Below are 25,158 nucleotides of genomic sequence, written 5' to 3'. Positions count from 1 at the left end.
AGGCGTGCTAATCGCTCCTCAGGCCGGGCAGTTTCGTTTTTACTTACGTTCGAATGCCTGCTTGATCAGGGCATCCTGTTCTGCGGCGTGGCGCTTCATGGAACCGGCAGCCGTGGATGCCGATGCCGGACGCGAGACCAGGCGGAGCTTGCGGTCAAGTTCCGGTGCCAGGTTCAGGCCCATGAAGGGCCACGGGCCCTGGTTGGCGGGCTCGTCCTGCGCCCAAACGATGTCAGCGTTCGGGTACTTGGCGAGCTCGGCCTCGATCTCAGCCTTCGGCAGCGGGTACAGCTGCTCCACGCGGATGATCGCCGTGGAGGTGTCACCGGACTTCTGGCGGTTGGAGAGGAGGTCGTAGTACAAGCGGCCGGAGACCAGGATGACCCGGTCCACGTTTGCCGGCTGGACTTCCGGATCGCCGATTACCGGCCTGAAGCCACCCGTGGTGAAATCTTCGACGGCGGAAGCGGCACCCTTGAGGCGCAGCAACTGCTTCGGCGTGAAGATGATCAGCGGCTTGCGCGGACGGCTGTATGCCTGGCGGCGCAGAAGGTGGAAGTGCGAGGCCGCGGTGGTGGGGTTGGCCACGATCATGTTGTCTTCTGCGCACATCTGAAGGAAGCGCTCAATGCGTGCCGAGGAGTGGTCCGGGCCCTGGCCTTCGTAGCCGTGGGGGAGCATGAGCACCAGTGAGGAGCGCTGGCCCCATTTCTGCTCAGCCGAGGAAATGAACTCGTCGATGATGGTCTGGGCGCCGTTGACGAAGTCACCGAACTGGGCTTCCCACAGAACGAGCGCATCCGGACGCTCCACCGAGTATCCGTATTCGAAGCCCATGGCCGCGTATTCGGACAGCAGGGAGTCGTAGATCCACAGCTTGGCCTGGTCATCGGAGAGGTTGCCCAAGGGCAGCCACTCGTTGCCGTTGGCACGGTCGTGGAAGACGGCGTGGCGCTGAACAAAGGTGCCTCGGCGCGAGTCCTGCCCTGCAAGGCGCACAGGTACGCCTTCCATGATCAAGGAACCAAAGGCAGCGATTTCGCCGAAGCCCCAGTCGATGCCGCCTTCACGGGACATCTGCTCGCGCTTCTCCAGCAGCTGCTTGAGCTTGGAGTGGACGGTGAAGCCCTCGGGGATTTCCAGGTGGGCCTGGCCGATGCGGGCAAGAGTCTCAGCGGAAATCGCAGTGGACGTGGGGGCGTTGGTCCCGAAGTCCGCCTGCTGGGCAATGGGACGCTCGATGTCCGAAACGGCCGCGGAGTCCGCGGTGATGATCGGGATCGGGGACGTCTGCGCGGCGTGGGTCTCGGCGAAGACCCGCTCCAGGCGCTCCTGGTAGTCGCGGAGCAGCTGCTCTGCTTCTTCTTCGGTGATGTCCCCACGGCCGATGAGCGACTCTGTGTACAGCTTGCGGACGGAGCGCTTGGCTTCGATCAGGTTGTACATGAGCGGCTGGGTCATCGAGGGGTCGTCGCCTTCGTTGTGGCCGCGACGGCGGTAGCAGACCATGTCGATGACGACGTCCTTGTGGAAGCGCTGGCGGAACTCGTAGGCGAGCTGAGCAACGCGCACCACGGCTTCGGGGTCATCGCCATTCACGTGGAACACCGGTGCCTGGATCATCTTCGCGACGTCGGTGGAGTACGTGGAGGAACGTGAAGAGGACGGCGCAGTGGTGAAGCCGACCTGGTTGTTGACGATCACGTGGATGGTACCGCCGGTACGGTAACCGCGGAGCTGCGAGAGGTTCAGGGTTTCCGCAACCACCCCCTGGCCGGCAAATGCGGCGTCACCGTGGACCATGATGGGCAGCACCGGGAAGGACTCGCCCTGGTCCAGGCGGTCCTGCTTGGCGCGGACGATGCCCTCAAGCACCGAGTCGACGGCTTCAAGGTGCGACGGGTTGGCGGCGAGGTAGACCTTGGTCTGCTTGCCGTTGTCCGAGGTGAAGGTACCTTCGGTTCCCAAGTGGTACTTGACGTCGCCGGAGCCCTGGACGGAGCGGGGATCCTGGGTGCCTTCGAATTCGCGGAAGACCTGTGCGTAGGTCTTGCCAGCGATGTTGGTCAGCACGTTGAGGCGGCCACGGTGGGCCATGCCGATGGCAACTTCATCCAGTCCGTCGTCAGCGGCGTCCGAAATGACGGCGTCCAACAGCGGAATCAGGGACTCGCCACCTTCGAGGGAGAACCGCTTCTGGCCGACGAACTTGGTCTGCAGGAAGGTCTCGAAGGCCTCTGCAGCGTTGAGCTTGGAGACAATGCGCAGCTGCTCTTCGCGGCTCGGCTTGGAGTATGGGTGCTCAAGCTGGTCCTGGAACCACTTGCGTTCGGCCGGTTCCTGGATGTGCATGTACTCGATGCCTGTGGTGCGGCAGTAAGCATCGCGGAGCACGCCGAGGATGTCGCGGAACTTAAGCTGCGGCTTGCCACCGAAGCCACCGGTAGGCCACTCGCGGTCGAGGTCCCACAGGGTGAGTCCATACGTCAGGACGTCAAGGTCAGGGTGCTTGCGCTGCACGTACTCCAGCGGATCGGTGTCAGCCATGAGGTGGCCGCGCACGCGGTAGGAGTGGATCAGCTGCTGGATGCGGGCAACCTTGTTGATCTCGTCCGCGGGATCCACCTGCAGGTCCGGGCTCCAACGAACGGGTTCGTAGGGAATGCGCAGGGCTTCAAAGATCTCGTCGTAGAAGTTCTGCGCGCCGAGGAGGAGCTGGTGGACGAGCTTGAGGAATTCGCCGCTGCCTGCGCCCTGGATGACCCGGTGGTCGTAGGTGGAGGTCAGGGTGAGGATCTTGCTGATGGCGTTCTGGGCGATGATCTTCTCGCTGGCGCCCTGGAACTCGGCCGGGTAGTCAAGAGCGCCGACGCCGATGATGGCCGCCTGGCCCTTGGACAAGCGCGGGACCGAGTGCACGGTGCCGATGCCGCCGGGGTTGGTCAGCGAGACCGTGGTTCCTGCGTGGTCGTCAGCCGTGAGCTTGCCGTTGCGGGCACGCTTGATCAGGTCCTCGTAGGTGTGCCAGAACTCCGCGAAGTCCATGGTCTCGGCCTTCTTGATGTTTGGAACCATCAGCAGGCGGGTGCCGTCGGGCTTGGGCATGTCGATTGCGATGCCGAAGTTGACGTGCGCGGGCTGCACGGCGCTCGGCTTGCCGTCAATTTCGTCGTAGTAGACGTTCATTGACGGGAACTGGGACAGCGCACGGACAACGGCGTAACCGATGAGGTGGGTGAAGGAGACCTTGCCACCGCGGGCACGGGCAAGGTTGGAGTTGATGACGACGCGGTTGTCGATGAGCAACTTGGCCGGAACAGCCCGGACGCTGGTAGCGGTAGGCACTTCGAGGCTGGTGACCATGTTGGTGGCGATGGCCTTGGCCGGGCCGCGGAGGACGGAAACCACGTCCTCTTCCGGCGCTGTGGGGGCCTTGTTGCTCTTGGGCAGCTGGGCAGGGATCGGCTGTGCAGCGGTGCCGGCGGCGGGCTTCTTTGCTCCGTCCCGGGCAACCGTGGCAGGTGCTTTTTTCGCCGGAGCGGGTGCGGCCGGAGCCGCGGGGGCGGCGGCCGGCGCTGCTGCGGGGGCCGCCGGCGCCGGTGCCGGTGCCGCTGCAGCCGGAGCTACGACGGGAAGTACTTGGGTAGGGGGATTGGCAGCTGATGGGGCTGCAGAGGTTCCGTTGGAAGAAGTGCCGTCAGCGGAAGCAAAGGATTCGAAGAGCGGCCACCATTTGGTGTCCACCGAGTTCTTGTCCTGTTGGTACCGCTCGTACAGTTCGTCAACGAGCCACTCGTTTCCGCCAAATTCCTCTGGTAGACGGTGGCTGGGCTGCTCTGGCACTTGAAATACGCCTCTTCCATGAGTGTTGTTTTCCCGCTGGCCAAAGTTGCTTTTCCGCAACGATGGGACAGGGTCCGGGTCCCGCGAACTCAGACCCCTGACAGTCTAGTTAGGATCGTTGGTTAACTGCCAATAGTGGTGACCTAAATCATGTTGCGGCTGACTTAGTGGCGTGGCTCTGCTTTTTTGTTGCGAAGTTGGCCCTCCTGAGGGAGACCACGGTTGCCGGACTGTAGACTGAAAGTCTTATGGACAGTAAATCTAGGTGCCGGCCTGGGAACTGTCGGGGGAGCCAATCTGGCAACTCCGCACAGCGTGCCCGTCGAGCCGGCAATACCCGTTCACATGCCCATCACGCGCCGGCGTTCACTGCCGGTGGTGCCGCAGACCATGCGTCCGCTGCACCCGACCAGCCTCCGCCGGGGCGATTCCCCGAGCCGAAGGCCTTAACCCCATTGCACGCGCCTGCCCTTGGAGGGATGCGCTAAGTGGAATGGATTCTTCTTCTCGCCGGTTTTGCCCTCATCCTCGGGACCGGCTTCTTTGTAGCTGTTGAGTTCTCCCTGGTGGCCCTCGACCAGGCAAGCGTCCAGCGCGCTGTTGACAATGGCGACCACGCTGCGGCTCCGTTGCTGAAGTGCCTCAAGTCGCTCTCCACCCAGCTCTCCAGTTGCCAGCTGGGCATCACACTGACCACGCTGCTGACTGGTTTCGTCATGGAACCTTCTGTCGGGCAGTTGCTCCTCGGGCCGCTCGGCCTGCTGGGCCTCCCGAGCGAGGTCGTGCACTCCGTTGCCCTGATTGTGGCCATGGCCTTCGCCACGCTGCTGTCGATGCTTCTGGGCGAATTGGTCCCCAAGAACATGGCCATCGCCCTCGCCTTCCCGCTTGGGAAGCGGCTTGCCCGACCCCAACTGATGTTCACTGCCGTCTTCAAGCCGGCCATCGTGGTGCTGAACGGGTTCTCCAACAAGGTCCTGAACCTGTTTGGCCTGGAGGCCAAGGAGGAGATCTCGGGAGCCCGGACACCTGCTGAGCTCGCATCCTTGGTGCGCCGGTCGGCCGAACTCGGGACGTTGGATGCCGGTACGGCCAACTTTGTGGCCCGTACTTTGAACTTCTCCGGAAGGACCGCGGCGGACGTCATGACGCCCCGGATCCGCATGGAGACCATCGACGCCGACCAGCCGGTGACTGACATCCTTGACGCCGCGAGGCGTACCGGATACTCCCGTTTCCCCGTCATTGGCGATTCCACGGACGATATCCGCGGCGTGGTCCATGTCAAAAAGGCTGTGGCCGTACCCGCTGAACGTCGGGCCAAGCTCCAGGCCGGTGCCATCATGACCGATGTCCTTCAGGTCCCTGAGACCATCCACCTTGATGCCCTCCTGTCTGAACTGCGCGAAGGCAACCTGCAACTCGCCGTCGTGCTTGACGAGTACGGCGGCACGGCGGGCATTGCCACCCTTGAAGACCTGGTCGAAGAAATCGTTGGAGAGGTCGCTGACGAGCACGATAAAGTCCGGCCCGGCGTCCTGCAGAGCGCGACAGGCGACTGGTATTTTCCGGGCCTGCTGCGGCCGGATGAAGTGTCGGAACAGATCCCGAATCTCACCGTTCCCGACGAGTCTGCCTATGAAACCGTGGGCGGTTACGTCATGAGCCAGCTTGGCCGGATAGCCAAGGTGGGGGATGTCGTGGAAACGCCGGGAGGCACCCTGACAGTCACCAGGATGGATGGCCGCAGAATCGACAGGATCTGCTTCCACCACGTAGTCCGTGATGACGAGCAGGCCGACGCCGGATCCAACCACCACGAGGCAGGTGCCGTATGAGTGACTGGGTAGGAATTGTCTGGCTTGTCGTCCTTTTGATCGGCAATGCCTTCTTTGTCGGTGCCGAATTCGCCGTCATGTCGGCACGCCGCAGCCAGATCGAACCCCTGGCCGAGGCCGGCTCCAAGCGGGCGCAGACAACATTGCGCGCCATGGAGAATGTGTCGCTCATGCTGGCGTGTGCGCAGTTGGGCATTACCGTCTGCTCGCTCCTGATCCTCCAGGTTGCCGAGCCTGCCATTCACCATCTCCTGGCGGAGCCGCTCGAACTGCTGGGCGTACCGGTCGAACTGGCGGATATCTCCGCTTTCGTCATCGCGTTGCTGTTCGTCACGTTCCTGCATGTCACGTTCGGTGAGATGGTCCCCAAGAACATCTCGGTTTCCGTTGCGGACAAGGCGGCCCTCCTGCTGGCGCCACCTTTGATGTTCATCGCCCGCGTGGTTAACCCGGTCATCTGGTCCCTCAACTGGTTGGCGAACCACATCCTGAGGTTGATGAAAATCGAACCGAAGGACGAAGTGTCTTCGTCGTTCACGCTTGAGGAAGTGCAGTCGATTGTCCAGGAATCCACCCGGCACGGCCTGGTGGACGATGAGACCGGATTGCTCAGCGGTGCTTTGGAGTTCTCGGAGCACACGGCCTCCCACATCATGGTGCCCCTGGACAAGCTGGTGGTGCTCAAGACGGCCTCCACGCCCGTCGACCTGGAAAAAGCGGTCAGCCGTACCGGCTTCTCCCGTTTCCCGATGGTGGACGACGACGGCGAACTGGCCGGATACCTGCACGTGAAGGACATCCTGTCCATCCCGGACGAGGGTCGCAGGCACCCCATTGCCGAGGGGCGCATCCGGTCCTTGGCCAACCTGTCACCGGACGACGAGATCGAGCAGGCCATGTCCGTCATGCAGCGCACAGGCTCGCACTTGGCCCGTGTTGTTGGCGCCGGTGGAGACACCCAGGGCGTCTTGTTCCTTGAAGACGTCATCGAGCAGTTGGTCGGCGAAATCCGCGATGCCACCCAGGCGACAGGCATTCGACGCTTCGGTGGTCAACAAGCCCAGGCATAACCGCCTGAGAGCTTGGAGTCCTGAGAGCTTGGAGTGCAGGCGGRCATCGATTTTTCAATCGATGCCCGCCTTTCGCTAAATAGGAATCATTCCCAATTAGGGCTACACTGGGATCTGCCCAGTAATTGTGTTTGATTCTCATTTTGAGTAGATCCGAGGTTTACGTGCGTCGTTACGCCGCCCGCCTGTCCGTAGCCGCTTCCGCAGGACTGGCCGCGCTCCTGCTGTCCTCCTGCGCCGGAACGGCCGGAGCTAACAGTCCTTCGGCTTCCGGGGCCATCGAAGTTGTCACGTCCACCAACGTCTACGGCGACATTGTGAAAGCAGTCGGCGGAGACAAGGTGAACGTCAACGCCATCATCACCAAGACCAGCCAGGATCCTCATTCCTATGAGGCCAGTGCCCAGGACAAGCTGGTGATCTCCAAAGCCAAGCTCGTGGTGGAGAACGGCGGGGGCTATGACGAATTCCTGCACAAAATTGCCGATGAAACCAAAATCGGCCATGAGAACATGATCAGCGCCGTCGAAATTTCAGGGCTCGCCCCCGAAGGGGAAAGCCACAGCGAAGAGGCCCACTCCGAGGACGGCCACACGCATAACCACGGCGAGTTCAACGAGCACGTTTGGTACAACCTGGACGCCATGGGCAAGCTCGCCGATGCCGTGGCAAGCAAGCTCGGCAGCCTGGACGCGGACTCGGCCGCGACCTTTACGGGCAACGCAGACGCCTTCAAAGCCAAGCTCACTGAACTGACCGGAAAGCTCGACGCCGTGAAGGCTGCGGACGGGCACGCTCCCGTGGCGATCACGGAGCCTGTGCCGCTGTACCTCCTGGAAGCCGCGGGCCTTGAGAACAAGACCCCGGAAGCCTACAGCGCTGCTGTGGAAGAGGGCACGGACGTTCCGCCCGCCGTCATGAAGGAAACCACTGATCTTCTCAGTGCCGGTTCGGTCCGTTTCCTGGCCTATAACGAGCAGACTGCCGGTCCTCAGACCGAAACTGTCAAACGGGCAGCCGAGGCTGCCGGCGTGCCGGTTTTGAATTTCACTGAAACGCTGCCCGAGGGCAAGGACTATGTCCAATGGATGACCGACAATGTGGAATCGGTTTCATCCGCACTGAAGAAGTAGGCGTTTCCGGCTCCGGCAATGCGGTTAAGGGCCCCGCTGGCGTCCTAAGATGTTCAGGATGGCTGCGGGGCCTTTTGCCTGCCGCCACCGCCGCCGGTAGCGCCCCCACCCGGACGCCAGGCAGCGGCCCCCAACAAACTACGTTCACAGCAGCGTATGGATCGAGGACAACTTTTGACACCCGTAGTGAGCCTCCGCGGAGCCAGCCTGCAGTTCGGCAAGAGGACACTCTGGAGGGACCTCGACCTCGACATCAACCCGGGAGAGTTCTTCGCCGTCCTCGGCCCGAACGGGAGCGGCAAGACCAGCTTCCTCAAGGTCCTCCTGGGATTGCAGGAACTGCACTCCGGAACCGTGTCCCTGGGTGGGCATCCGGTGGAACGGGGCAGCAAGCGGATCGGCTACATTCCGCAGCAGAAGTCCTTCGCGCCGGATACACCCTTGCGCGCACGGGACCTGGTGGGCCTGGGCATCGACGGACATCGCTGGGGTATCCGGTTGTCGTCCGGCAAGGTCAACCAGCGCATCGACGAGTTGTTGGAACTGGTAGGAGCGTCGGACTACGCCAAGGTGCCGGTCGGGCAGCTCTCCGGAGGCGAACAGCAACGGCTGAGGGTTGCCCAGGCGCTGGCCACTGAACCGCAGGTCCTGCTCTGCGACGAGCCTCTTCTCTCCCTTGATCTTCACCACCAGCAGGGCGTCAGCTCGTTGATCAACCAGCAATGCCACGAGCGGAACAGCGCCGTGGTCTTCGTGACGCACGAAATCAATCCCGTGATCGACTACGTGGACCGCGTGCTCTATCTGGCCGGTGGCCAGTTCCGGGTCGGAACGCCGCAGGAGGTCATGACTACGGAAGTCTTGTCCGAACTGTACGACAGCCATGTGGAGGTCATCCACACCAACGGGAGGATCGTCGTCGTCGGTCTGCCGGACGCCACCACGCACTTCCATGACGACGCCCACGCAAGTGCAGGGGAGGACCTCTAAGTGGATCTGGACACCATTCTGCAGACCATCTTCAACTTCGAGAACTACGGCGAACTGCTGGTCCTCGTCCAGAACTCGCTCTGGGCCGGTGCCGTACTGGGACTCCTGGGCGGTCTGGTTGGGACGTTCGTGATGAAACGGGATTTGGCCTTCGCCGTCCACGGCATCTCCGAGCTCTCCTTTGCCGGGGCGGCCTTCGCGCTTCTGATCGGAGCCGATATCATCTTCGGTTCCCTGATCGGTTCGGTGGCGGCCGCCGTCCTGCTCGGCTTCATGGGTGTCAGGGCGCGGGACAAGAACTCAATCATCGGCGTCATCATGCCCTTTGGCTTGGGCCTGGGAATTCTGTTCCTGGCACTGTATGAAGGCCGGGCTGCCAACAAGTTCGGACTGCTGACCGGACAGATTGTCTCGGTGGATACCGTTCAGCTGCAGGCGTTGGCGGGAACCGCGGTGGTAGTGATGATCGCTTTGCTCGCCATCTGGCGTCCCCTGAGCTTTGCCAGCGTAGACCCGGAAATGGCTGAAGCCCGGGGTGTTCCCGTGCGCGGCCTGGCGATCGGCTTCATGGTGCTGCTGGGCATCAGTGTTGCCCTGTCCATCCAGATAGTCGGTGCGCTGCTTGTCCTTGCGCTGCTGATTACGCCGGCAGCGGCGGCGTTGCGTGTGACCACCTCACCCAAGCTGGTTGTGGTCCTGAGTGTAGCCTTCGCGTTGACTGCCACTGTGGGCGGCATTCTGCTGGCCCTCGGCAGCCGCATCCCCATCAGCCCGTATGTGACGACGTTGTCTTTCCTGATTTACGTGGTGTGCCGGATTATTGGCCGGGTGCGGAGCAACCGCGGCCTGAACGGCCGGGTCACGCGGGACCAGCCGGCCGGGGCTCTCTAGAGTTTTCCTGCGGCCTTTTTGGCGGTGCACTCGGGGCACAGACCAAAGATCTCCACTGTGTGGGCTACTTCGGTGAAGCCGTGTTCAGTAGCCGTGCGTGCTGCCCAGGTCTCGACGGCGGGTGCCTCCACCTCGACGGCCTTGCCGCAGTTCCGGCACAGAAGGTGGTGGTGGTGGCCTGTGACGGCACAACGACGGTAGACGGCCTCACCCTCACCATTTCGGAGGACGTCGATGAGGCCATCATCGGCCAGGGACTGGAGAATGCGGTAGGCGGTAGCCAAGGACACCGAAATGCCCTTGTTCTGCATCAGGCGGTACAGCTCCTGGGTGCTGACGAAGTCATCCAATTCGTCCAACGCTGCACTCACGGCCAAGCGCTGCTTGGTGACGCGCTGCTCCTTGACGCCGCCGGTGACCGGCCCGGCCGGGCCCGTAGTGGCGGAATTGGTGCCGTGTGGCATGAAAAGGCTCATTTCCGTGGGGATGCTGGCAAACTTCGATTTTACCAGCAGCGGCTGCTTGGAAACTCTCAGCGGCCGCCCCTAGGCTGGCCTCATGATGCTCACCAAGTACACCCACGCCTGTGTCCGGTTGGAAAAGGAAGGAAAAGTCCTGGTGATTGATCCCGGGACGTTCTCCGAATCCGCCGAAGCGTTGAACGGAGCTGACGCCGTGCTGGTAACGCACGAGCACAACGACCACCTCGACAGCCCGGAGGTCATCAAAGCTTTGCGGAGCAATCCTGACCTGGTGGTCCATGCGCCGGCCAGGGTAGCTGCCGCACTGCAGGAAGAAAGTGACATCGCCGACYGCGTGCACTCCGTCGACCCCGGTTCATCCTTTGACGTCGCCGGTTTCAGCATCCGGACTTTCGGCGGACAGCACGCCCTCATCCATGCCCAGATCCCGGTGGTGGCAAATATCGGCTACCTTGTGGACGACAACGTGTTCCACCCCGGAGACTCCTTCGTGGTCCCGGACGGGATCGAAGTCAAAACACTGCTGGTCCCCATCCACGCCCCGTGGTCCAAGATCGGCGAGGTTGTGGACTTCGTCATTTCCGTCCGCGCCCCCAAGGCCTTCCCGGTCCACGACGGCCTGCTCAACGAACTCGGGCGTGGCGTCGTAGAGGGCCATGTAACGCGGATCGGTGCACGGTACGGCACCAGCTACACGCGGCTCGCGCCCCGGGAGTCGGTAGAGGTCTAGCCGGGCCACACTCCTGTGTCGTGGAACCGGTCCAGCACTTTCTCGTGTGGAGCCGGATCCAGGCCATGGGCCGCGAGCCACCCGGCGTCGTAATAGCTGCCAACATAACGGTCGCCGCCGTCGCACATGAGTGAAACGATGCTGCCTTTGCGTCCTTCGGCCACCATCCGGGCGACCAGCTGCCAGACACCCCACAAGTTGGTGCCTGTGGAAGGGCCAGCGTGAAGCCCGGTCAGTTTGCGGAGGTGGCGCATGGCCGCGACGGATGCGGCGTCGGGCACCTGGATCATGTGGTCGATGACGGCCGGAACAAAACTTGGTTCCGAGCGGGGCCGGCCGATGCCCTCGATGCGGGAAGGCAGACCGAACGCTGCCGCCGCGTTGCCGTCCCGCCACGCAGGGTAGAAGGCCGAGTTTTCCGGGTCCACCACCGCCAGGCGTGTGGGGTAACGGTTGTAGCGAAGGTATCGGCCGATGGTTGCGCTGGTCCCGCCTGTGCCTGCTCCGACGACGATCCATTCGGGCACCGGGTGCTCTTCGAGGGCAAGTTGTTCGAAGATCGATTCTGCGATGTTGTTGTTGCCACGCCAGTCCGTTGCCCGCTCGGCGTAGGTGAACTGGTCCATGTAGTGGCCGCCGGACGTCCGTGCGGTCTCTTCGGCAACGGCGTAGACCTCCGATGCATGGTCCACGAGCAAGCATGAGCCGCCAAAGTCCTCAATGAGGGCGATTTTCTCCGGACTGGTGGTTTTGGTCATCACGGCGATGAAGGGCAGGCCGATCAACCGGGCAAAGTACGCCTCAGAGACGGCCGTGCTGCCGCTGGACGCTTCCACAATGGTGGTGCCCTCGGTAATCCAGCCGTTGACGAGTCCATAGAGGAACAACGACCTCGCCAGGCGGTGCTTCAGGCTGCCCGAGCGGTGCGTGGACTCATCCTTGAGGTACAGCTGCACGCCCCAGTGTTCCGGCAGGGGCACCGCGTACAGATGCGTGTCCGCCGAGCGGTTGTTTTCAGCCTCGATGGTGCGGATGGCCTCGCTGGCCCAGGTCCGGTCCTGAATACACGAATTGCTCACCGGATAAGCCTAGGCTGGAAACGTGGTTCCGGCAGCAACGGGGCCATCACCCCCCGGACGAAGGAGAACCCATGGCCACCCTGATGACTGCCACTGAGCTGCACCGGCGCCTTGAATCGGGAGAGCGGACCGTACTCCTGGATGTGAGGTGGGTCCTTGGCCGGACAGACGGGCACGCGAACTACCTTGAGGCCCATCTTCCGGCGGCGGTCTTCGTGGACCTCCCGACGGAACTTGCGGACCATGCCGCTCCAGGACGCGGGCGCCATCCTTTGCCCTCGCCGGACCGCTTCCAGGAGGCGGCCCGCCGTTGGGGGATCAACGACGGTGACACGGTGGTTGCGTACGACGACAGCGGCAGCATGGCCGCCGCCCGGGCGTGGTGGATGCTCCGCAACGCGGGGGTGGACTCCGTTTACCTCCTCGACGGCGGCCTGTCCTCCTGGCGCTCCCACGGCTACGCCCTGGAAGCCGGCGAGGCGCGTCCCGCCGTCGGGAATGTGTCCCTGGGCGATGGCCTAATGCCGTCCATTACTGAGCAGGAAGCGGCGGAGTGGAGCCGCAATGGAGTGTTGTTGGATGCCCGGGCAGGGGAGCGGTACAGAGGCGAGGTGGAGCCCATCGATCCCCGGGCCGGGCACATTCCCGGTGCCTTCAGCGCGCCTACCACGCAGAACGTTTCGGAGGCGGGCACCTTCCTGCCTGCCGAAGAGCTGCGGCGCCGGTTCGAGGCGTTGGGTTTGGACACATCATCCAGAGTTGCTGTGTACTGCGGTTCCGGCGTCACCGCCTCCCACGAGATCGCTGCCCTGGAAATTGCAGGCTTCAGCGCGGCCTTGTTCCCCGGTTCGTTTTCGCAATGGTCGAACAACGCGGCGAATGAGGTAGTGGTGGGAGAGGGGCCTTATGGTGACGCTGCCGACGGCCCAAGTAGCATGAGCCGGGCCGACGGGAGTAGCGTCGAAGCATGAATCCTGGACGTCCTGTTCCCCCGCCCCTCGCGAAGACCATCTCTTTGGACACTGCCGGTTCCGAGCCCTCCACTGGAGTGTTGGCTGCGGCATATGGCGCCACTTCGCCGGTGAGCGGACTCGTGCCCCTGACAGTGGCCCGCCGCGAGCCTGGTGAAGACGACGTGGAGATCGCCATCGAATTCTGCGGCCTGTGCCACTCTGATGTGCACGCAACACGGGGAGAATGGCGGCAGCCCCCGTATCCGCTGGTTCCCGGTCACGAAATTGTTGGCAGCGTGACCCGGGTGGGATCCGCCGTGGAGGACTTCGCGGTCGGAGACCGTGTTGGCGTGGGCTGCATGGTGGACTCGTGCCGTGAATGCGACAGCTGCCTTGAAGGACTGGAGCAGTACTGCGAGCGCGGCAACGTGGGCACCTACGGCGCAGCCGATCCCCGCCACGAAGACGCCGTCACCCAGGGTGGATACTCGACGGCGGTGGTGGTGGACAAGCGCTTCGTGCTCCGAGTGCCCGGGAACCTGGACCCTGCTGCGGCAGCTCCGCTTTTGTGTGCCGGGATTACCACCTACTCGCCCTTGAGGTACTTCGATGTTGAGGAAGGCGACTCTGTTGGAGTGGTGGGGTTGGGCGGCCTGGGCCATATGGCGGTCAAGCTCGCCAAAGCCATGGGCGCCGAAGTCACGGTGTTCACCACCTCCGAGTCGAAGTTTGACGCAGCCCGGGAACTCGGCGCGGACCACGTGGTGCTGTCCAAGGACGCCGACGCGATGGAGGCTGCCAACCGCAGCATCGACGTCATTATTGATACCGTCGCCGCTCCGCACGACCTCAACCCCTACTTCCGTACGCTTCGGCTGGACGGTGCACTCTTCCAACTCGGGCTTCCTGCCGACGACATGCCCCCGGTCAGCCCCGGCCTGCTTATCCGTCGCCGCCTCGCCTACGCCGGTTCCTTGATTGGCGGCATCGAGGAAACGCAGGAAATGCTGGACTTCTGTGCCGAGCACGGAGTGGCCAGCGACATCGAGATTGTTGGCGCCGGGCAGTTGAACGAGGCCTACGACCGCATGGTGGCCGGCGACGTGAAGTACCGTTTTGTGCTGGATACCGCAACACTTCAGGAACCCTCCGAAAGGGCAGACGCATGAGCACATTGTTCACCAGGATCATCAACGGGGAGATCCCGGGCCGCTTCGTGTGGAAAGACGAGGAAGTGGTGGCTTTCCTGACCATAGCTCCCATTACCCAAGGCCACACCCTGGTGGTTCCGCGTGAGGAAGTGGACTCCTGGACGCATGCCACGCCGGAGCTTCTGGCCAAGGTCATGGATGTCGCCCAGAGCATCGGCAAGGTGCAGGAAGGGCTCTTCGACGCCAAGCGCGTTGGCGTCCTGATGGAGGGTTTTGAGGTGGACCACCTGCATGTCCACGTCTGGCCTGCGTATTCCACAGCAGATTTTGAGATCCACAATGTCGATCACAACCCGGACCCTGCGGTGATGGACGCGACGGCCGTAAAGCTGCGTTCCGCGCTGCGTTCAGCCGGACACGGAGACGCTGTCCCGGAAGACTGACTCCGCGTTCTTAACCCGGCGGTGCTGTACACGCACCGCCGGGTTTTTTGTGCTTCGGGTTACGCCGGGGCCAGTGCCTGGTTGAGGACCGTGCGGATGCGTTTCTCCGAAACGGAATAGGCCGTGCCGAGTTCGACCGCGAAGAGGCTCACCCGCAGCTCCTCGATCATCCAGCGCACCCGGGTTAACTCAGCACCCGCCCGCCGTCCCGGGAGCAGCGCCGACACGGCGTCGTCGTAGTCATCCTCCAGCGCCTGCACGATGCCCATGTTCAGGCTGTCCCGCTGCACGTTCCCTGGAAGTTTCTCCAGCCGCTTCTCAATAGCCTGCAGGTACCGCGGCAGCTGGCTGAGCTGGGCGTAGCCCGTCTGTGCCACAAAACCGGGGAAGACCAATTGCTCCAACTGGCTCTTCATGTCATTGAGGGCGCTGATGAGCGGCAGGCTGGCGTTGGACTTCAGCGCTTTCTGGATGCGCCGCGTACTGGCCAGGATGCGTTCGACGACGGCCGTCACCGTGAAAACGGTGTCGATCAGTTCTGCCCTGACTACCTCATAGAGAGCATCGAAGGACTCCCTGTCCCATGGCAGTTCCTGGGGCACGAGTTTGTCGATCGCAGCCAATGCGCAGTCCGCAATCAGGGCGCTCACCGAACCGTGGGGGTTCTGGCTGAAGGTGAGCTTTTCGGTGTTGCTCAGGTGTTCGAGCACATAGCGGTCCGGAGAAGGAATCCGCAGGGCCAGCAACCGGATGACGCCGCTTCGCATGGCGGCTTCCTGCTCTGCCTTGCTTTGGAACACCCGCAGGGCCACTGACTTCCCCTCGTCCATCAGGGCGGGGAACCCCGTGACGGCATGCCCCTTCACAGCACGGCTGACCTGGCGATCCACGGTGCCGAAATCCCACTCGGTGATGCCGGTCCGTTCGGCTACCGTTCCTTCGCCAGGTGCCGGGGCTCCGGCTGGTGGCGCGGCTTGGCTGGCTGTTCCCTTGCCACTGGGGGTCCGCAGCGTGGTTGCCGGCGTGGCACCCAGTGATTCGGCGATGGCGCGGCGGGTGGCCGGTGCCAGCTTTTCCTGCAGTTCAGCGAGGTCCTTGCCCTCGTCCAGGACCTTCCCCTTGCTGTCCACCACTTTGAAGCTGACGCGCAAATGCGGAGGTACCGCATCCCAGTTCCACGAGCCGGGCGGAATGATGTGCCCCCTGAGTCGGCGCAGGACCAACTCCAGGGAAGGCTCCAGCTCGTCGACGGCGGGATCGAAGTCCGCTTCCAACGCCGCGGTGGCTTGCCTGGCCACATCCGGTGCCGGCACGAAGTTTTTCCGTACCTGCTTTGGAAGGGATTTGATGAGCGCCGTGACGAGCTCAACCCGTTGGCCGGGAATCTGCCAGCGGAACGGGGCATCGTCCAGCTGGTTGAGGAAAAGTACCGGAACTTCAGCGGTAACGCCGTCGGAAGGATTGGGAGCGGATCCGGGTGCCACAGGGTGGAACTCGTAGCTCAGGGGAAGCTCGAAGCCCTTGTGAAGCCACGTTTTGGGATACGCGGAGTCATCCAGTGCCTCGGCGTCTTCGCTCATCAACAGCGATTGATCGAAGTCCAGCAAATGGGGATCCGACTGCCGGGCATCCTTCCACCACTTATCGAAGTGCCTCTCGGAGACCACGTCCTTGCCCACGCGTGCGTCATAGAACTCGAAGAGAGTCTGGTCGTCAACCAGGATGTCGCGCCGTCGCATGCGGGTTTCGAGCTCTTCTATTTCCTGCAGGAGTGCCCGGTTGCGATGGAAGAACTTGTGGTGGGTCTTCCATTCGCCTTCCACAAGCGCGTGCCGGATAAACAACTCGCGGGAGAGCTCCGGATCGATGCGTCCGTAATTTACCCGGCGGTTCGGAATGATGGGCACTCCGTAGAGCGTGACCTTTTCGTGGGCCAGTACCGCACCCTGGCGGGAGGACCAGTGCGGCTCGCTGTAAGTTCGCTTCACCAGATCAGGGGCCACCTGCTCGGCCCACAAGGGATCGAACTTGGCAGCAACGCGAGCCCACAACCTGCTGGTCTCCACCAATTCTGCGGCCATGACGAAAGTGGGTGACTTCTTGAACAGCGCCGAACCGGGGAAGATCGCAAAACGGCTTCCGCGTGCCCCGGCATATTCGCGCTTGCGCTCATCGAGAAGGCCAATGTGGCTGAGCAGCCCGGACAGCAGGCTGATGTGGATGCCCTCGTAGTTCCCCACGGGGTCGGCTTCGCGTTTGTTATCCAGCGCGATGCCCAGGGGCTTGGCCAGCTGCCGGAGCTGTGTGAAAAGGTCCTGCCATTCGCGCACGCGCAGGTAGTTGATGAACTCGTTGCGGCACAGTTTGCGGAACTGAGTGGAGGACAGCTCGCGCTGCTTCTCCTGGATGTAGTTCCAGAGGTTGAGGAACCCGGTGAAGTCCGAGATCTCGTCGCGGAAACGGGCATGCTTTTCCGCGGCGAGCTGCTGCTTGTCCGTTGGCCGTTCACGCGGATCCTGGATGGTCAGCGCGGCGGCGAGGATCATGACTTCGCGGACGCATCCGCGCTTTCCTGCTTCCACGATCATCCGGCCAAGCCGGGGATCGACAGGAAGCTGGGCGAGTTTCTGCCCGACGGCGGTCAGTCCACCGCCGCTTCGGCCGTTGCCGCGGGCGTCGGCGGACTTTGCCGGGCTTAAGGCGCCGAGTTCGCGCAGCAGGGTCACGCCGTCGTTGATGGCCCTGGTCTCCGGGGGTTCCACAAACGGGAAGTTCTCCACGTCCTTGGGTCCGCGGGCAACACCCATGGCGGTCATCTGCAGGATGACAGCGGCGAGGTTGGTCCGGAGGATCTCGGGATCCGTAAACTGCGGACGTGATTCGAAATCCTCTTCCGAATACAAGCGGATCGCGATGCCCTCCGACACGCGGCCGCAACGGCCTGAACGCTGGTTGGCCGATGCCTGGGAGACCCGCTCGATGGGCAGGCGTTGGACCTTGGTGCGGTGCGAATAGCGCGAGATGCGTGCAGTGCCGGTGTCGATCACGTACTTGATACCCGGAACAGTAAGCGAGGTTTCGGCCACGTTGGTGGCCAGAATGATGCGACGTTTGCCCCCGGGATTGAAGACCCGGTGCTGTTCCTGGAGGCTCAACCGGGCAAAGAGGGGAAGGACTTCGGTGCCTGCAAGGCGCCGGTTGCTTTGGATGCGGCCGTTGATGGCCTCGGCGGCGTCGCGGATTTCACGCTCGCCGGAGAAGAAGATGAGAATGTCTCCCGGTGCTTCCTTGGCGAGCTCGTCCACGGCATCGCAGACGGCGTCAAGGGGATCGCGGTCTTCTTCGAGTTCGTCGTCCGAGGTCTCGTCATTAGCGTCCGCAGGCTGTGTAAGCGGGCGGTAGCGGATCTCCACCGGGTAGGTGCGGCCGGAGACCTCGATGATGGGTGCAGGCTCTTCATCACTGCCGAAGTGTTTGGCGAAGCGCTGGGGATCAATGGTTGCCGAGGTAATGATGATCTTCAGATCCGGACGCTGCGGCAGGATGCGCTTGAGGTAACCCAGGATGAAGTCGATGTTGAGGCTTCGCTCGTGGGCCTCGTCAATGATGATGGTGCTGTATTTCCTGAGCAGTTTGTCCCGTTGGATTTCGGCGAGCAGGATGCCGTCAGTCATCAGCTTGATCTTGGTGGAGGCGCTGACCTCGCCGGTGAAACGGACCTGGAAGCCCACTTCCTGGCCGATTTCGACGTCCAGTTCGGAGGCGATGCGTTCGGCCACTGTGCGGGCCGCCAGACGGCGCGGCTGGGTATGGCCGATCAGGCCCTTGTCACCGAGGCCGAGTTCGAGGCACATCTTGGGGATCTGCGTGGTCTTGCCCGAGCCGGTCTCGCCGGCAATGATGGTCACTTGGTTTGCGGCAATGGCCGCCATCAGATCCTCGCGGCGCTCGGAGACGGGCAGCTCTGCGGGGTAGGAAATTTGAAGTGTCATGGCTGCTGCCAGTCTACTGTGGCCGGGGTTCGGCGTCCGCAGCGACAGCTCCGCTGTTTGTTTCAGGCCCGGCGGCGGCACTGAGCCGGTGCGAGAGGTGCCGTGCAAATGACCGGAATTCCTCCGGCTCGAGAATCTCGAAGTCCAGGTCCAGGGCAGCGAGGTAGGCTGCCGGCGCCGCCAGGTTGTCCCATCCGGACCGCAGGATCGTTGCTTCCGCTCCGTCGGCCGTCAGCGTCGCGTACTGGGAACTGACGACGGCGGCGACCTCGGCGAGCGGGGCGCGGAGGCGCACAACGACGTCGAACCTGTAGGGGGAGCGGGTAATGGATTGCTGGACGTAGGCCGCCAGGTCCTCCGCCGGCAATGGACGGGGCGCGTACTTCTTCCGCTCGGTCGGCAACGAGGCAAACCGGTCGGCCCTGAACGTTCGCCAATCCTCGCGTTCCACGTCCCAGGCAACCAGGTACCAGCGCCGTCCCGTGTCCACCAACCTGTAGGGTTCGACCAGCCGGCGTGAAGCGTCGCCATCGGACTTGACGCAATCAAAGGAGATCTGGCGCCGATCCGATATTGCCGCCGAGACAACGGTCAGTTGTTGGGGATCGACGCTGGCAGCGTTGCTGGGAAGCGTTGTGACGGCGGCCTTGAGCATGGCGAATTTGGGGCGGAGCCGGGAGGGAAGGACCTGCTCCACTTTTGCCAAAGCGCGGACGGACGCTTCGCCGATCCCTGCCACAGGCCCCGCAGCCACGGAGTTGAGGCCCAGTGCCACGGCCAAGGCCTCGTTGTCGTCCAGGAGCAATGGCGGCAATTGGGCGCCGGCCCCCAGTTGGTACCCGCCGGCAATGCCGGGGGAGGCATGTATGGGGTATCCGAGATTACGCAACTTGTCGATGTCCCGACGCACAGTACGTTCAGTGACTCCCATGCGGTGGGCAAGGGCGGGGCCTGTCCATTCCCGGCGGACCTGCAACAGTGACAACAGCTGCAGGAGCCGGGCGGAGGTTTGGATCATGCAAGTGAATCTAGCCCATGCGCCACGGTGCGGCGGCCAGGCATACAGAAGGGCGCCCGCCGGTCAAAGGATCTCTGCAGTAATCCTTGGACTGGCGGGCGCCGATTGTAGATGTCGGGCTGACCTTGCAGTGGGCTGGCATGCCCTAGTAGATGCGTGGATTCCAGTACGGGGCGCTGGGTGCCTCGAAGGCGCTCCAGGGTTCCCTTGACGTGACAGGAGGGTTGTGGCCGCGTCCGTCTTTCAGCAGGGCTGAGATGGTGGCTGCGACGGCGGTGATGAGGACGATGAAGAGGATGATTCCGAAGATTTCCATGTCTCCAGATTGCTCCTGTGCAGGCGCAAGAAACAGTGGCAGAAATGCCCCATTTAGATAATTTTCTGCCACACTGGAAGTATGTTGAAAACAGTCGCAGTGATCGTGGTTCCGGACTTCTCCGTGTTCGAGTTCGGCACGGCCTTCGAGGTTTTCGGGATCGACAGATCGGACCGCGGGGCTGGAGTTCCGGCCTTTGACTTCCGTGTCGTTACCCCGGAGCCGGGGGACGTCCGCATGAAGTCCGGACTCTCCCTGCACGTCAACCTTGGCCTTGAGGCGGCGGCCGATGCCGACCTCGTGATCATGGCGCCGTTTGGCCGGGATAAAGTCGTCCCTGAATCCGTCCTCGAAGCCTTGCGGGCGGCGCATGCCAGGGGAGCGTGGGTGATGTCCATTTGCTCAGGAGCATATGCGCTTGCCCGGGCAGGACTGCTGGACGGGCGGCGTTGTACTACGCACTGGCACTATTCCCAGGACCTGGCCAGTCGGTATCCATCCGTGATCGTGGATGAGAACGTCCTCTATGTACAGGACGGCACCATCATCACCAGTGCAGGCACTGCAGCGGGCATTGACGCTTGCCTGCACCTTGTCCGCGTGGAGCTTGGCGCCAACGTGGCCGCCGCCATCGCCCGCGATATGGTGGTACCGCCGCACCGCGACGGCGGGCAGGCCCAGTTCATCGACCGGCCGATGCCGACGTGCGGATCGGCGCCCATGGAAGCGCTGTTGCGGTGGATGGTGGAACACCTTGACGAGGAACACAGCGTCAACGAACTGGCAGCACGGCTTCACATGTCACCACGCACATTCGCCCGGCGCTTCCGGGCCGAAACCGGGACCACGCCCGCGGCGTGGCTGAATTCCCAGCGGGTGCTCCGGGCACAGGAACTGTTGGAAACCACAGAGCTGAACATTGACGAAGTCGCCCGCGAAGCCGGATTCGGGCATTCGGTCCTGCTGCGGCACCATTTCGCCAAAGTGCTCGACACGAGTCCGCAGAGCTACCGCCGGGCTTTTCGAGGGCAACTGGCCGAAGCCATCTGACGGCGTCAAGTGCCGGCTAACGGCGCCGGCCGGTGGTTCCCCGCGACTCGGAGCCTTCGGCTTTGGCGCACTCGATCAGTTCCTGCCACGGTCCGGTCACGGCACGGTCGGGCAGGGTGGCGCGGTGCTGTCCGGCCCGGATCGAGTACATGAAGCGGTCCGGTTCATTGACCGCCCGGGCCTGGCCCTTGGCTTCATCCCAGGGGCAGGCCTCGACAATCGGAAGCCATCGCTCCTTCTCATCCGGGGATACGGCTTCCACACTCCAGACACGTGTCATCGCGGCGATTCCTCCACTGCGTTGAACCGTAATTTTCATGACTGGCGGCTTCTCGTTCTACCCCTGCGACGTCAGCCCGTGGGCGGTCCGGAAGCAGCGCGTCCGGTCCCGCCTCGTGACTAAACCTTGACCTTCACAGTGTCCCACGCCTTCCGGACGGCGTCATGCTCCGGTGATCCGCTGCCGAAGAGTTCCTCGGCCGTGGCCAGCGTCGTCCTGGCGAACTTCCCGAAAGTGCACGTAGCAGGGAGTGCCCCGCTGGTCAGGGTCCCGTACCAAATCTGGCCCGGTGCCTCCCAGGCCTTGCCGCCGAGTTCTGCTGCCACCAGATAGAAGGCCCGGTTTGGAATGCCCGAGTTGATGTGCACGCCTCCGTTGTCCGCACTCGTGCGGACGTAGCTGTCCATCGAGTCCGGCTGCGGGTCCTTGCCCAGGATGTCGTCGTCGTACGCGGTACCGGGAGCCTTCATGGAGCGGAGGGCTGCTCCCTGGACCTGCTCGGTGAACAAACCCTGTCCAATCAACCAACTGGCCTGCTCCACGGACTCCTGTTTGATGTACTGCTCCACCAGGACGCCGAAAACGTCCGACATCGACTCATTGAGCGCGCCGGCCTGGTTGCGGTAGGCCAGGTTGGCTGTGTACTGCGTGACCCCATGGGCCAGTTCGTGTCCGATGACGCTGACGGATTTTGTGAACCTCTGGAAGATTTGTCCGTCCCCGTCTCCGAAAACCATTTGGCTGCCGTTCCAGAAGGCATTGTCGTAGAGCTTTCCGTAATGGACAGTGGCATCCAGCGGCAGTCCGGCATCGTCAATGGAATCCCGCCCAAAAACTTCACCGTACAAACGGTGCGTTCCACCAAGTCCGTCATATGCTTCGTCAGCCGCGGCGTCCCCGACGGGGGCAGCGCCTTCCTTGCGAACCAGCTGACCAGGAAGATCCTCAGTGGTGAGGGCATCGAAGATGGTCCGCTTGGGCGGCCCTGGCTTGGCCTGCCGTGCGCTGGGCGGTGCCGCGGGAACCGGAGCGGTCCGGATGGCCTGCAGGCCCTTGATGTGCAGCAGGGATTCCTTGGCTGCACGGGCAACCGCCCGGAGCCGGGGTTCGTTCTGGGCAGCAATCCTGCGAAGCATGTACGGCGGGACGATGGAACACATCACGGCAAACCCCTTTTGCTATCGGAAAGACCAACTGGGATCAGCCTAGGAGCAAGGCCGGACAATTTTGCGGCATGGTCCCGGCAAGCCCGTAAGTGATAGTCGGTAGCCGGCATGCAGAAAACCCCGCCAGCAGGACTGGCGGGGTTTTCGTTTGTGCCCTCGATAGGATTCGAACCTACGGCCTTCTGCTCCGGAGGCAGACGCTCTATCCCCTGAGCTACGAGGGCATCCAGGGTATCCCTCCGTTGCCGGTGGGACGTCCTAGAGCTTAGCAGCCACGGCACCGCAAATGAAAACTGCAACACGGGCCCACATCCGGCCCACTGTGAGTCCCACCATCAGCGGGAGCCGCCCGCGTCGCTTCAGTACCCGGCGAACGAGTCAACATGGACCCGTCGGGCGCCTGCACCGCGTGCCGCGGACCGCAGGGAATCAACGCTGGCGGGTGAGCCGGAGACGAATACTTCCCTGTCGGCGATATCCGGAACCAGTTCCTTCAGGCGCACTGCATCGATTCTGGAAGTGCCGGCGTCGCGCATGAACTCCGGGGGAGTGGAACCGTCGGCGAGCCGGGCAATCACGGTAGCTCCTGAGGCTTTCAGCTGTTCCACCCATGCCAGCTCGTCCCGGCTCTTCGCCAAATACAGCACCACGGTGTCGCGGGCGGTGCCGTCGGCCGCCAGTTGCGACAAGAAAGGCGTAATCCCGATACCTGCGGCCATCAACAGGACCGGTTTGCCGGCGTCGTGCGGGAGAAGAAAGTCCCCACCAACGGCAGTGGCGGAAACGGTTTCCCCTGGCCGAAGGGCAAGCAATGCTTTCTTGGCGCTCGACAAAGGCTCGGCGGTACCCACGCCAAAAGTCACTTCAGGCGCACCGGGAGCGCTGGTGATGCTGAAAATCCGACGTCGGCCCCTGCCGTCCGAACGCGAATGCGGCAGGTTCAGCTCCATGAACTGGCCTGCGGCAAAACGGACCGGCCGCGCCGGTTCGAAACGGAATTCCGTGCTCCCGGGCGTCAAGACGCGTGATTCCTTGAACGTCAGTTCCACCCCGCCCCGTTGGCCCAGGAAGAAAGCGATGAGATTGCCCAGCAGCAGCGCCAGTTCCGGGGAATTGGCCACGAAACCGAAGTTGTAAGGAACCGCGAAGACAACACCCACGACGGCGGCAAGCGCCAGCTGCTGCCAGCGGCGGGGAGGAAGGGTGAGCGGCTCGGACAGCATGAAGCCCACGAAGAACAGAAGGGGCCGTTGGGCCAGGGTCTGCCACAAAGCCTGCCCGAAGGTCATGCTCCGGTTCAGGAGCTCAAGGGTGATGATCCCGCTTGCCACCACGAGGAACACAGTGGCCATGAGCAGCTTGCGGGTACGGTACAGGACCAGCAGAACGCCCGGCACCAGCAACCACAGCATCGCCGGGGTTGCCGCCCACCACGTAGCAATGTTCAAGCCGGTCAGGCCGGTGATGAATGCGCCAGCGGCGGCCGGATTGAAGATGTGCCTGCCGCGAAAGGCCAAAGCGTACTTGGACACGCTCGCCAATACGCATGCCAGCGCCACACCGGCCATGTCGGTGAGCCCAAAAGCGGGCCAGAACAGGAAGTAGAGGAGCAAAGCCGTGATGAGTGAAGACTCCGTGTGTGGTCTGACACGGAATACGACGGCGAGCAAACGGTTCGATCCATACGTAACGCCCAAGCACAGGAGCAGGTGGACCAGCATCTCCGGCAGGCCGAAGGTCAGCCACCCCAGCACGTTGAGGATCATGCTGTACACCACCAGCACCCCGAGGACCCACAGGATCAAGCGGTACATGGTGAAGCGGCCCAACCAGGTGTCAACGCGGGACTTGGCAGCAATCATGTGAACAGTCTCCCCTCAAAACCTGACGAAAACGCGGCACTGCCCGTCGAAGAGACCCTGAGCCACGAGAACTCGAATTCTTTTTCAAGCGGTGCAGGATCCACCATGAACAATGCCGTGGCCAACCCGTCCGCGACCAGGGGGCTCGCCGCCATGGTCCACGTGGCCACTGTGGTGTGGACCGGCTTTCCGGTGGTGCCGTCCAGGACATGGTGCAGGCCGTCGTCCCATGCCCGGCGGTTGGCCGCCGAAGCGCACAGCGCCGCGTTGTCCAACTCGACGGTCCCAATGGCCTGTCGTGGGTTGTAAGGATGTTCCAGCGCGACACTGACGGGATGGGCCCCCGAATGAAGCATGTCGCCGCTGCCATCCACCAGGAAATCATCGATGCCCGCTCCCCGGAGTATCCCTCCCAACAGGTCCACCAGCTGGCCTTTTCCGGCCGCGCCGATGTCCACCACCAAGGGTTCCCTGGCGGTCATCGTCGTGCCTGTCCACTCAAGGACGTCCTCCCAACGGGGTGGTGCCTGGGCTGCTCCCGTCGGGATGAGGGAGTAGCTGGCGTCGTAACCCAGCCTTTCCAGGCTGCTTCCAATAAGAGGGGTCATGGCCCCGTCGCTCAAGCGGTAGGCCGTGGCATACAGTTCCTGAAGCCCGGTGGCGTGGTCCGGCAACGTGATGCTGCCCGGACCGCGGGAGAGGCGGGCCACCAAGGAATCGGCCCTGAAACGCGACCACGTCATGTCGTACGCTTCGACAGCGGCAAGCAACTCCCCGGTGAGAACGGGAGCCAGCTGATCCGGCGTCGAAATTTCCCACCGTGTGCCGATCCCGTCGAAGCTGAAGTTGCTCCAGCCCGGATGCGGCATGA

Annotated in this window: 20 protein-coding genes and 1 tRNA gene; 10 read left to right on the top strand and 11 right to left on the bottom strand. The window is 62.9% G+C overall.

The window, feature by feature from the left end; all coding sequences use genetic code 11:
- Window positions 1–39: 39 nt before the first annotated feature.
- Window positions 40–3,843 (bottom strand): multifunctional oxoglutarate decarboxylase/oxoglutarate dehydrogenase thiamine pyrophosphate-binding subunit/dihydrolipoyllysine-residue succinyltransferase subunit, encoded by a 3,804-nt coding sequence (locus AB4Y81_RS06955; RefSeq protein WP_110503940.1) that lies wholly within the window; start codon window positions 3,841–3,843, stop codon window positions 40–42.
- A 488-nt stretch (window positions 3,844–4,331) separates the two neighbouring features.
- On the opposite strand from AB4Y81_RS06955, the gene AB4Y81_RS06950 reads away from it, so the two are divergent.
- The 5 genes from AB4Y81_RS06950 (at window position 4,332) to AB4Y81_RS06930 (ending at window position 9,765) form a co-directional block, all read left to right on the top strand.
- Window positions 4,332–5,681: a hemolysin family protein gene (locus AB4Y81_RS06950; RefSeq protein ID WP_039242086.1), complete on the top strand. Its 1,350-nt coding sequence runs from the start codon at window positions 4,332–4,334 to the stop codon at window positions 5,679–5,681.
- Window positions 5,678–6,751: a hemolysin family protein gene (locus tag AB4Y81_RS06945; protein WP_018776379.1), complete on the top strand. Its 1,074-nt coding sequence runs from the start codon at window positions 5,678–5,680 to the stop codon at window positions 6,749–6,751. The genes AB4Y81_RS06950 and AB4Y81_RS06945 overlap by 4 nt, the downstream gene beginning before the upstream one ends.
- 131 nt (window positions 6,752–6,882) lie before the next feature.
- Window positions 6,883–7,884, top strand: coding sequence for a metal ABC transporter solute-binding protein, Zn/Mn family (locus tag AB4Y81_RS06940; RefSeq protein ID WP_055972079.1), 1,002 nt, complete (start codon window positions 6,883–6,885; stop codon window positions 7,882–7,884).
- Between the two features lie 156 nt (window positions 7,885–8,040).
- Window positions 8,041–8,874 (top strand): metal ABC transporter ATP-binding protein, encoded by an 834-nt coding sequence (locus AB4Y81_RS06935; RefSeq protein WP_181423251.1) that lies wholly within the window; start codon window positions 8,041–8,043, stop codon window positions 8,872–8,874.
- Window positions 8,875–9,765 (top strand): metal ABC transporter permease, encoded by an 891-nt coding sequence (locus AB4Y81_RS06930; RefSeq protein ID WP_018776376.1) that lies wholly within the window; start codon window positions 8,875–8,877, stop codon window positions 9,763–9,765. It begins immediately after the preceding gene.
- Here AB4Y81_RS06930 and AB4Y81_RS06925 read toward each other — a convergent pair.
- Window positions 9,762–10,229 (bottom strand): Fur family transcriptional regulator, encoded by a 468-nt coding sequence (locus tag AB4Y81_RS06925; protein ID WP_018776375.1) that lies wholly within the window; start codon window positions 10,227–10,229, stop codon window positions 9,762–9,764. The two genes, AB4Y81_RS06930 and AB4Y81_RS06925, sit on opposite strands and share 4 nt — an antisense overlap.
- 94 nt (window positions 10,230–10,323) lie before the next feature.
- Here AB4Y81_RS06925 and AB4Y81_RS06920 point away from each other — a divergent pair, with 94 nt between their 5' ends.
- A complete protein-coding gene (locus AB4Y81_RS06920) occupies window positions 10,324–10,977 on the top strand; it encodes an MBL fold metallo-hydrolase (protein WP_441995578.1) in 654 nt (217 codons plus the stop codon).
- On the opposite strand, the gene AB4Y81_RS06915 is transcribed toward AB4Y81_RS06920, so the two are convergent.
- Complete coding sequence (locus AB4Y81_RS06915; RefSeq protein WP_441995577.1) at window positions 10,974–12,056, bottom strand: PLP-dependent cysteine synthase family protein; 1,083 nt, start codon at window positions 12,054–12,056, stop codon at window positions 10,974–10,976. The genes AB4Y81_RS06920 and AB4Y81_RS06915 overlap by 4 nt on opposite strands.
- A 71-nt stretch (window positions 12,057–12,127) precedes the next feature.
- Between AB4Y81_RS06915 and AB4Y81_RS06910 the strand changes: the two genes are divergently transcribed.
- Genes AB4Y81_RS06910 through AB4Y81_RS06900 form a run of 3 tightly spaced genes read left to right on the top strand, consistent with a single transcriptional unit; the run spans window position 12,128 to window position 14,603 of the window.
- Window positions 12,128–13,027 carry a sulfurtransferase gene (locus AB4Y81_RS06910; protein WP_441995576.1) on the top strand — a complete coding sequence of 300 codons (900 nt, stop codon included), beginning with the start codon at window positions 12,128–12,130 and terminating at the stop codon, window positions 13,025–13,027.
- Window positions 13,024–14,178 carry an NAD(P)-dependent alcohol dehydrogenase gene (locus AB4Y81_RS06905; protein ID WP_039242072.1) on the top strand — a complete coding sequence of 385 codons (1,155 nt, stop codon included), beginning with the start codon at window positions 13,024–13,026 and terminating at the stop codon, window positions 14,176–14,178. Before AB4Y81_RS06910 ends, AB4Y81_RS06905 begins: the two co-directional genes overlap by 4 nt.
- Window positions 14,175–14,603, top strand: coding sequence for an HIT family protein (locus AB4Y81_RS06900; RefSeq protein WP_018776370.1), 429 nt, complete (start codon window positions 14,175–14,177; stop codon window positions 14,601–14,603). The genes AB4Y81_RS06905 and AB4Y81_RS06900 overlap by 4 nt, the downstream gene beginning before the upstream one ends.
- 59 nt (window positions 14,604–14,662) lie before the next feature.
- On the opposite strand, the gene hrpA is transcribed toward AB4Y81_RS06900, so the two are convergent.
- From hrpA to AB4Y81_RS06885, 3 genes are all read right to left on the bottom strand, one after another.
- Window positions 14,663–18,595 (bottom strand): ATP-dependent RNA helicase HrpA, encoded by a 3,933-nt coding sequence (gene hrpA / locus AB4Y81_RS06895; RefSeq protein WP_441995575.1) that lies wholly within the window; start codon window positions 18,593–18,595, stop codon window positions 14,663–14,665.
- A 13-nt stretch (window positions 18,596–18,608) separates the two neighbouring features.
- Complete coding sequence (locus tag AB4Y81_RS06890) at window positions 18,609–19,613, bottom strand: helix-turn-helix transcriptional regulator (RefSeq protein ID WP_441995574.1); 1,005 nt, start codon at window positions 19,611–19,613, stop codon at window positions 18,609–18,611.
- Between the two features lie 145 nt (window positions 19,614–19,758).
- Window positions 19,759–19,929 (bottom strand): hypothetical protein, encoded by a 171-nt coding sequence (locus tag AB4Y81_RS06885; RefSeq protein ID WP_018776367.1) that lies wholly within the window; start codon window positions 19,927–19,929, stop codon window positions 19,759–19,761.
- 81 nt (window positions 19,930–20,010) lie between these two features.
- On the opposite strand from AB4Y81_RS06885, the gene AB4Y81_RS06880 reads away from it, so the two are divergent.
- Window positions 20,011–20,979 carry a GlxA family transcriptional regulator gene (locus AB4Y81_RS06880; protein WP_018776366.1) on the top strand — a complete coding sequence of 323 codons (969 nt, stop codon included), beginning with the start codon at window positions 20,011–20,013 and terminating at the stop codon, window positions 20,977–20,979.
- Between the two features lie 16 nt (window positions 20,980–20,995).
- On the opposite strand, the gene AB4Y81_RS06875 is transcribed toward AB4Y81_RS06880, so the two are convergent.
- From AB4Y81_RS06875 to AB4Y81_RS06855, 5 genes are all read right to left on the bottom strand, one after another.
- The gene (locus AB4Y81_RS06875; RefSeq protein ID WP_026266931.1) at window positions 20,996–21,298 is read right to left on the bottom strand and encodes a protealysin inhibitor emfourin; all 303 of its coding nucleotides are present in this window, start codon (window positions 21,296–21,298) and stop codon (window positions 20,996–20,998) included.
- Between the two features lie 80 nt (window positions 21,299–21,378).
- On the bottom strand, window positions 21,379–22,419 hold the full coding sequence (locus AB4Y81_RS06870) for a M4 family metallopeptidase (RefSeq protein WP_018776364.1): 1,041 nt from the start codon (window positions 22,417–22,419) through the stop codon (window positions 21,379–21,381).
- Between the two features lie 157 nt (window positions 22,420–22,576).
- A tRNA-Arg gene (locus AB4Y81_RS06865) sits at window positions 22,577–22,649 on the bottom strand.
- 135 nt (window positions 22,650–22,784) lie between these two features.
- A complete protein-coding gene (locus AB4Y81_RS06860) occupies window positions 22,785–24,287 on the bottom strand; it encodes an FAD-dependent oxidoreductase (protein WP_441995573.1) in 1,503 nt (500 codons plus the stop codon).
- Window positions 24,284–25,156, bottom strand: a complete 873-nt coding sequence (locus AB4Y81_RS06855) for an FAD:protein FMN transferase (protein WP_441995572.1) — start codon at window positions 25,154–25,156, stop codon at window positions 24,284–24,286. Before AB4Y81_RS06855 ends, AB4Y81_RS06860 begins: the two co-directional genes overlap by 4 nt.
- Window positions 25,157–25,158: the final 2 nt, after the last annotated feature.

Source organism: Paenarthrobacter sp. TAF1 (assembly GCF_052113825.1).
GTDB lineage: Bacteria > Actinomycetota > Actinomycetes > Actinomycetales > Micrococcaceae > Arthrobacter > Arthrobacter nicotinovorans.
Note: the sequence above shows the minus strand (reverse complement) of the source record. Positions and strands in the feature narration are given on the sequence as shown.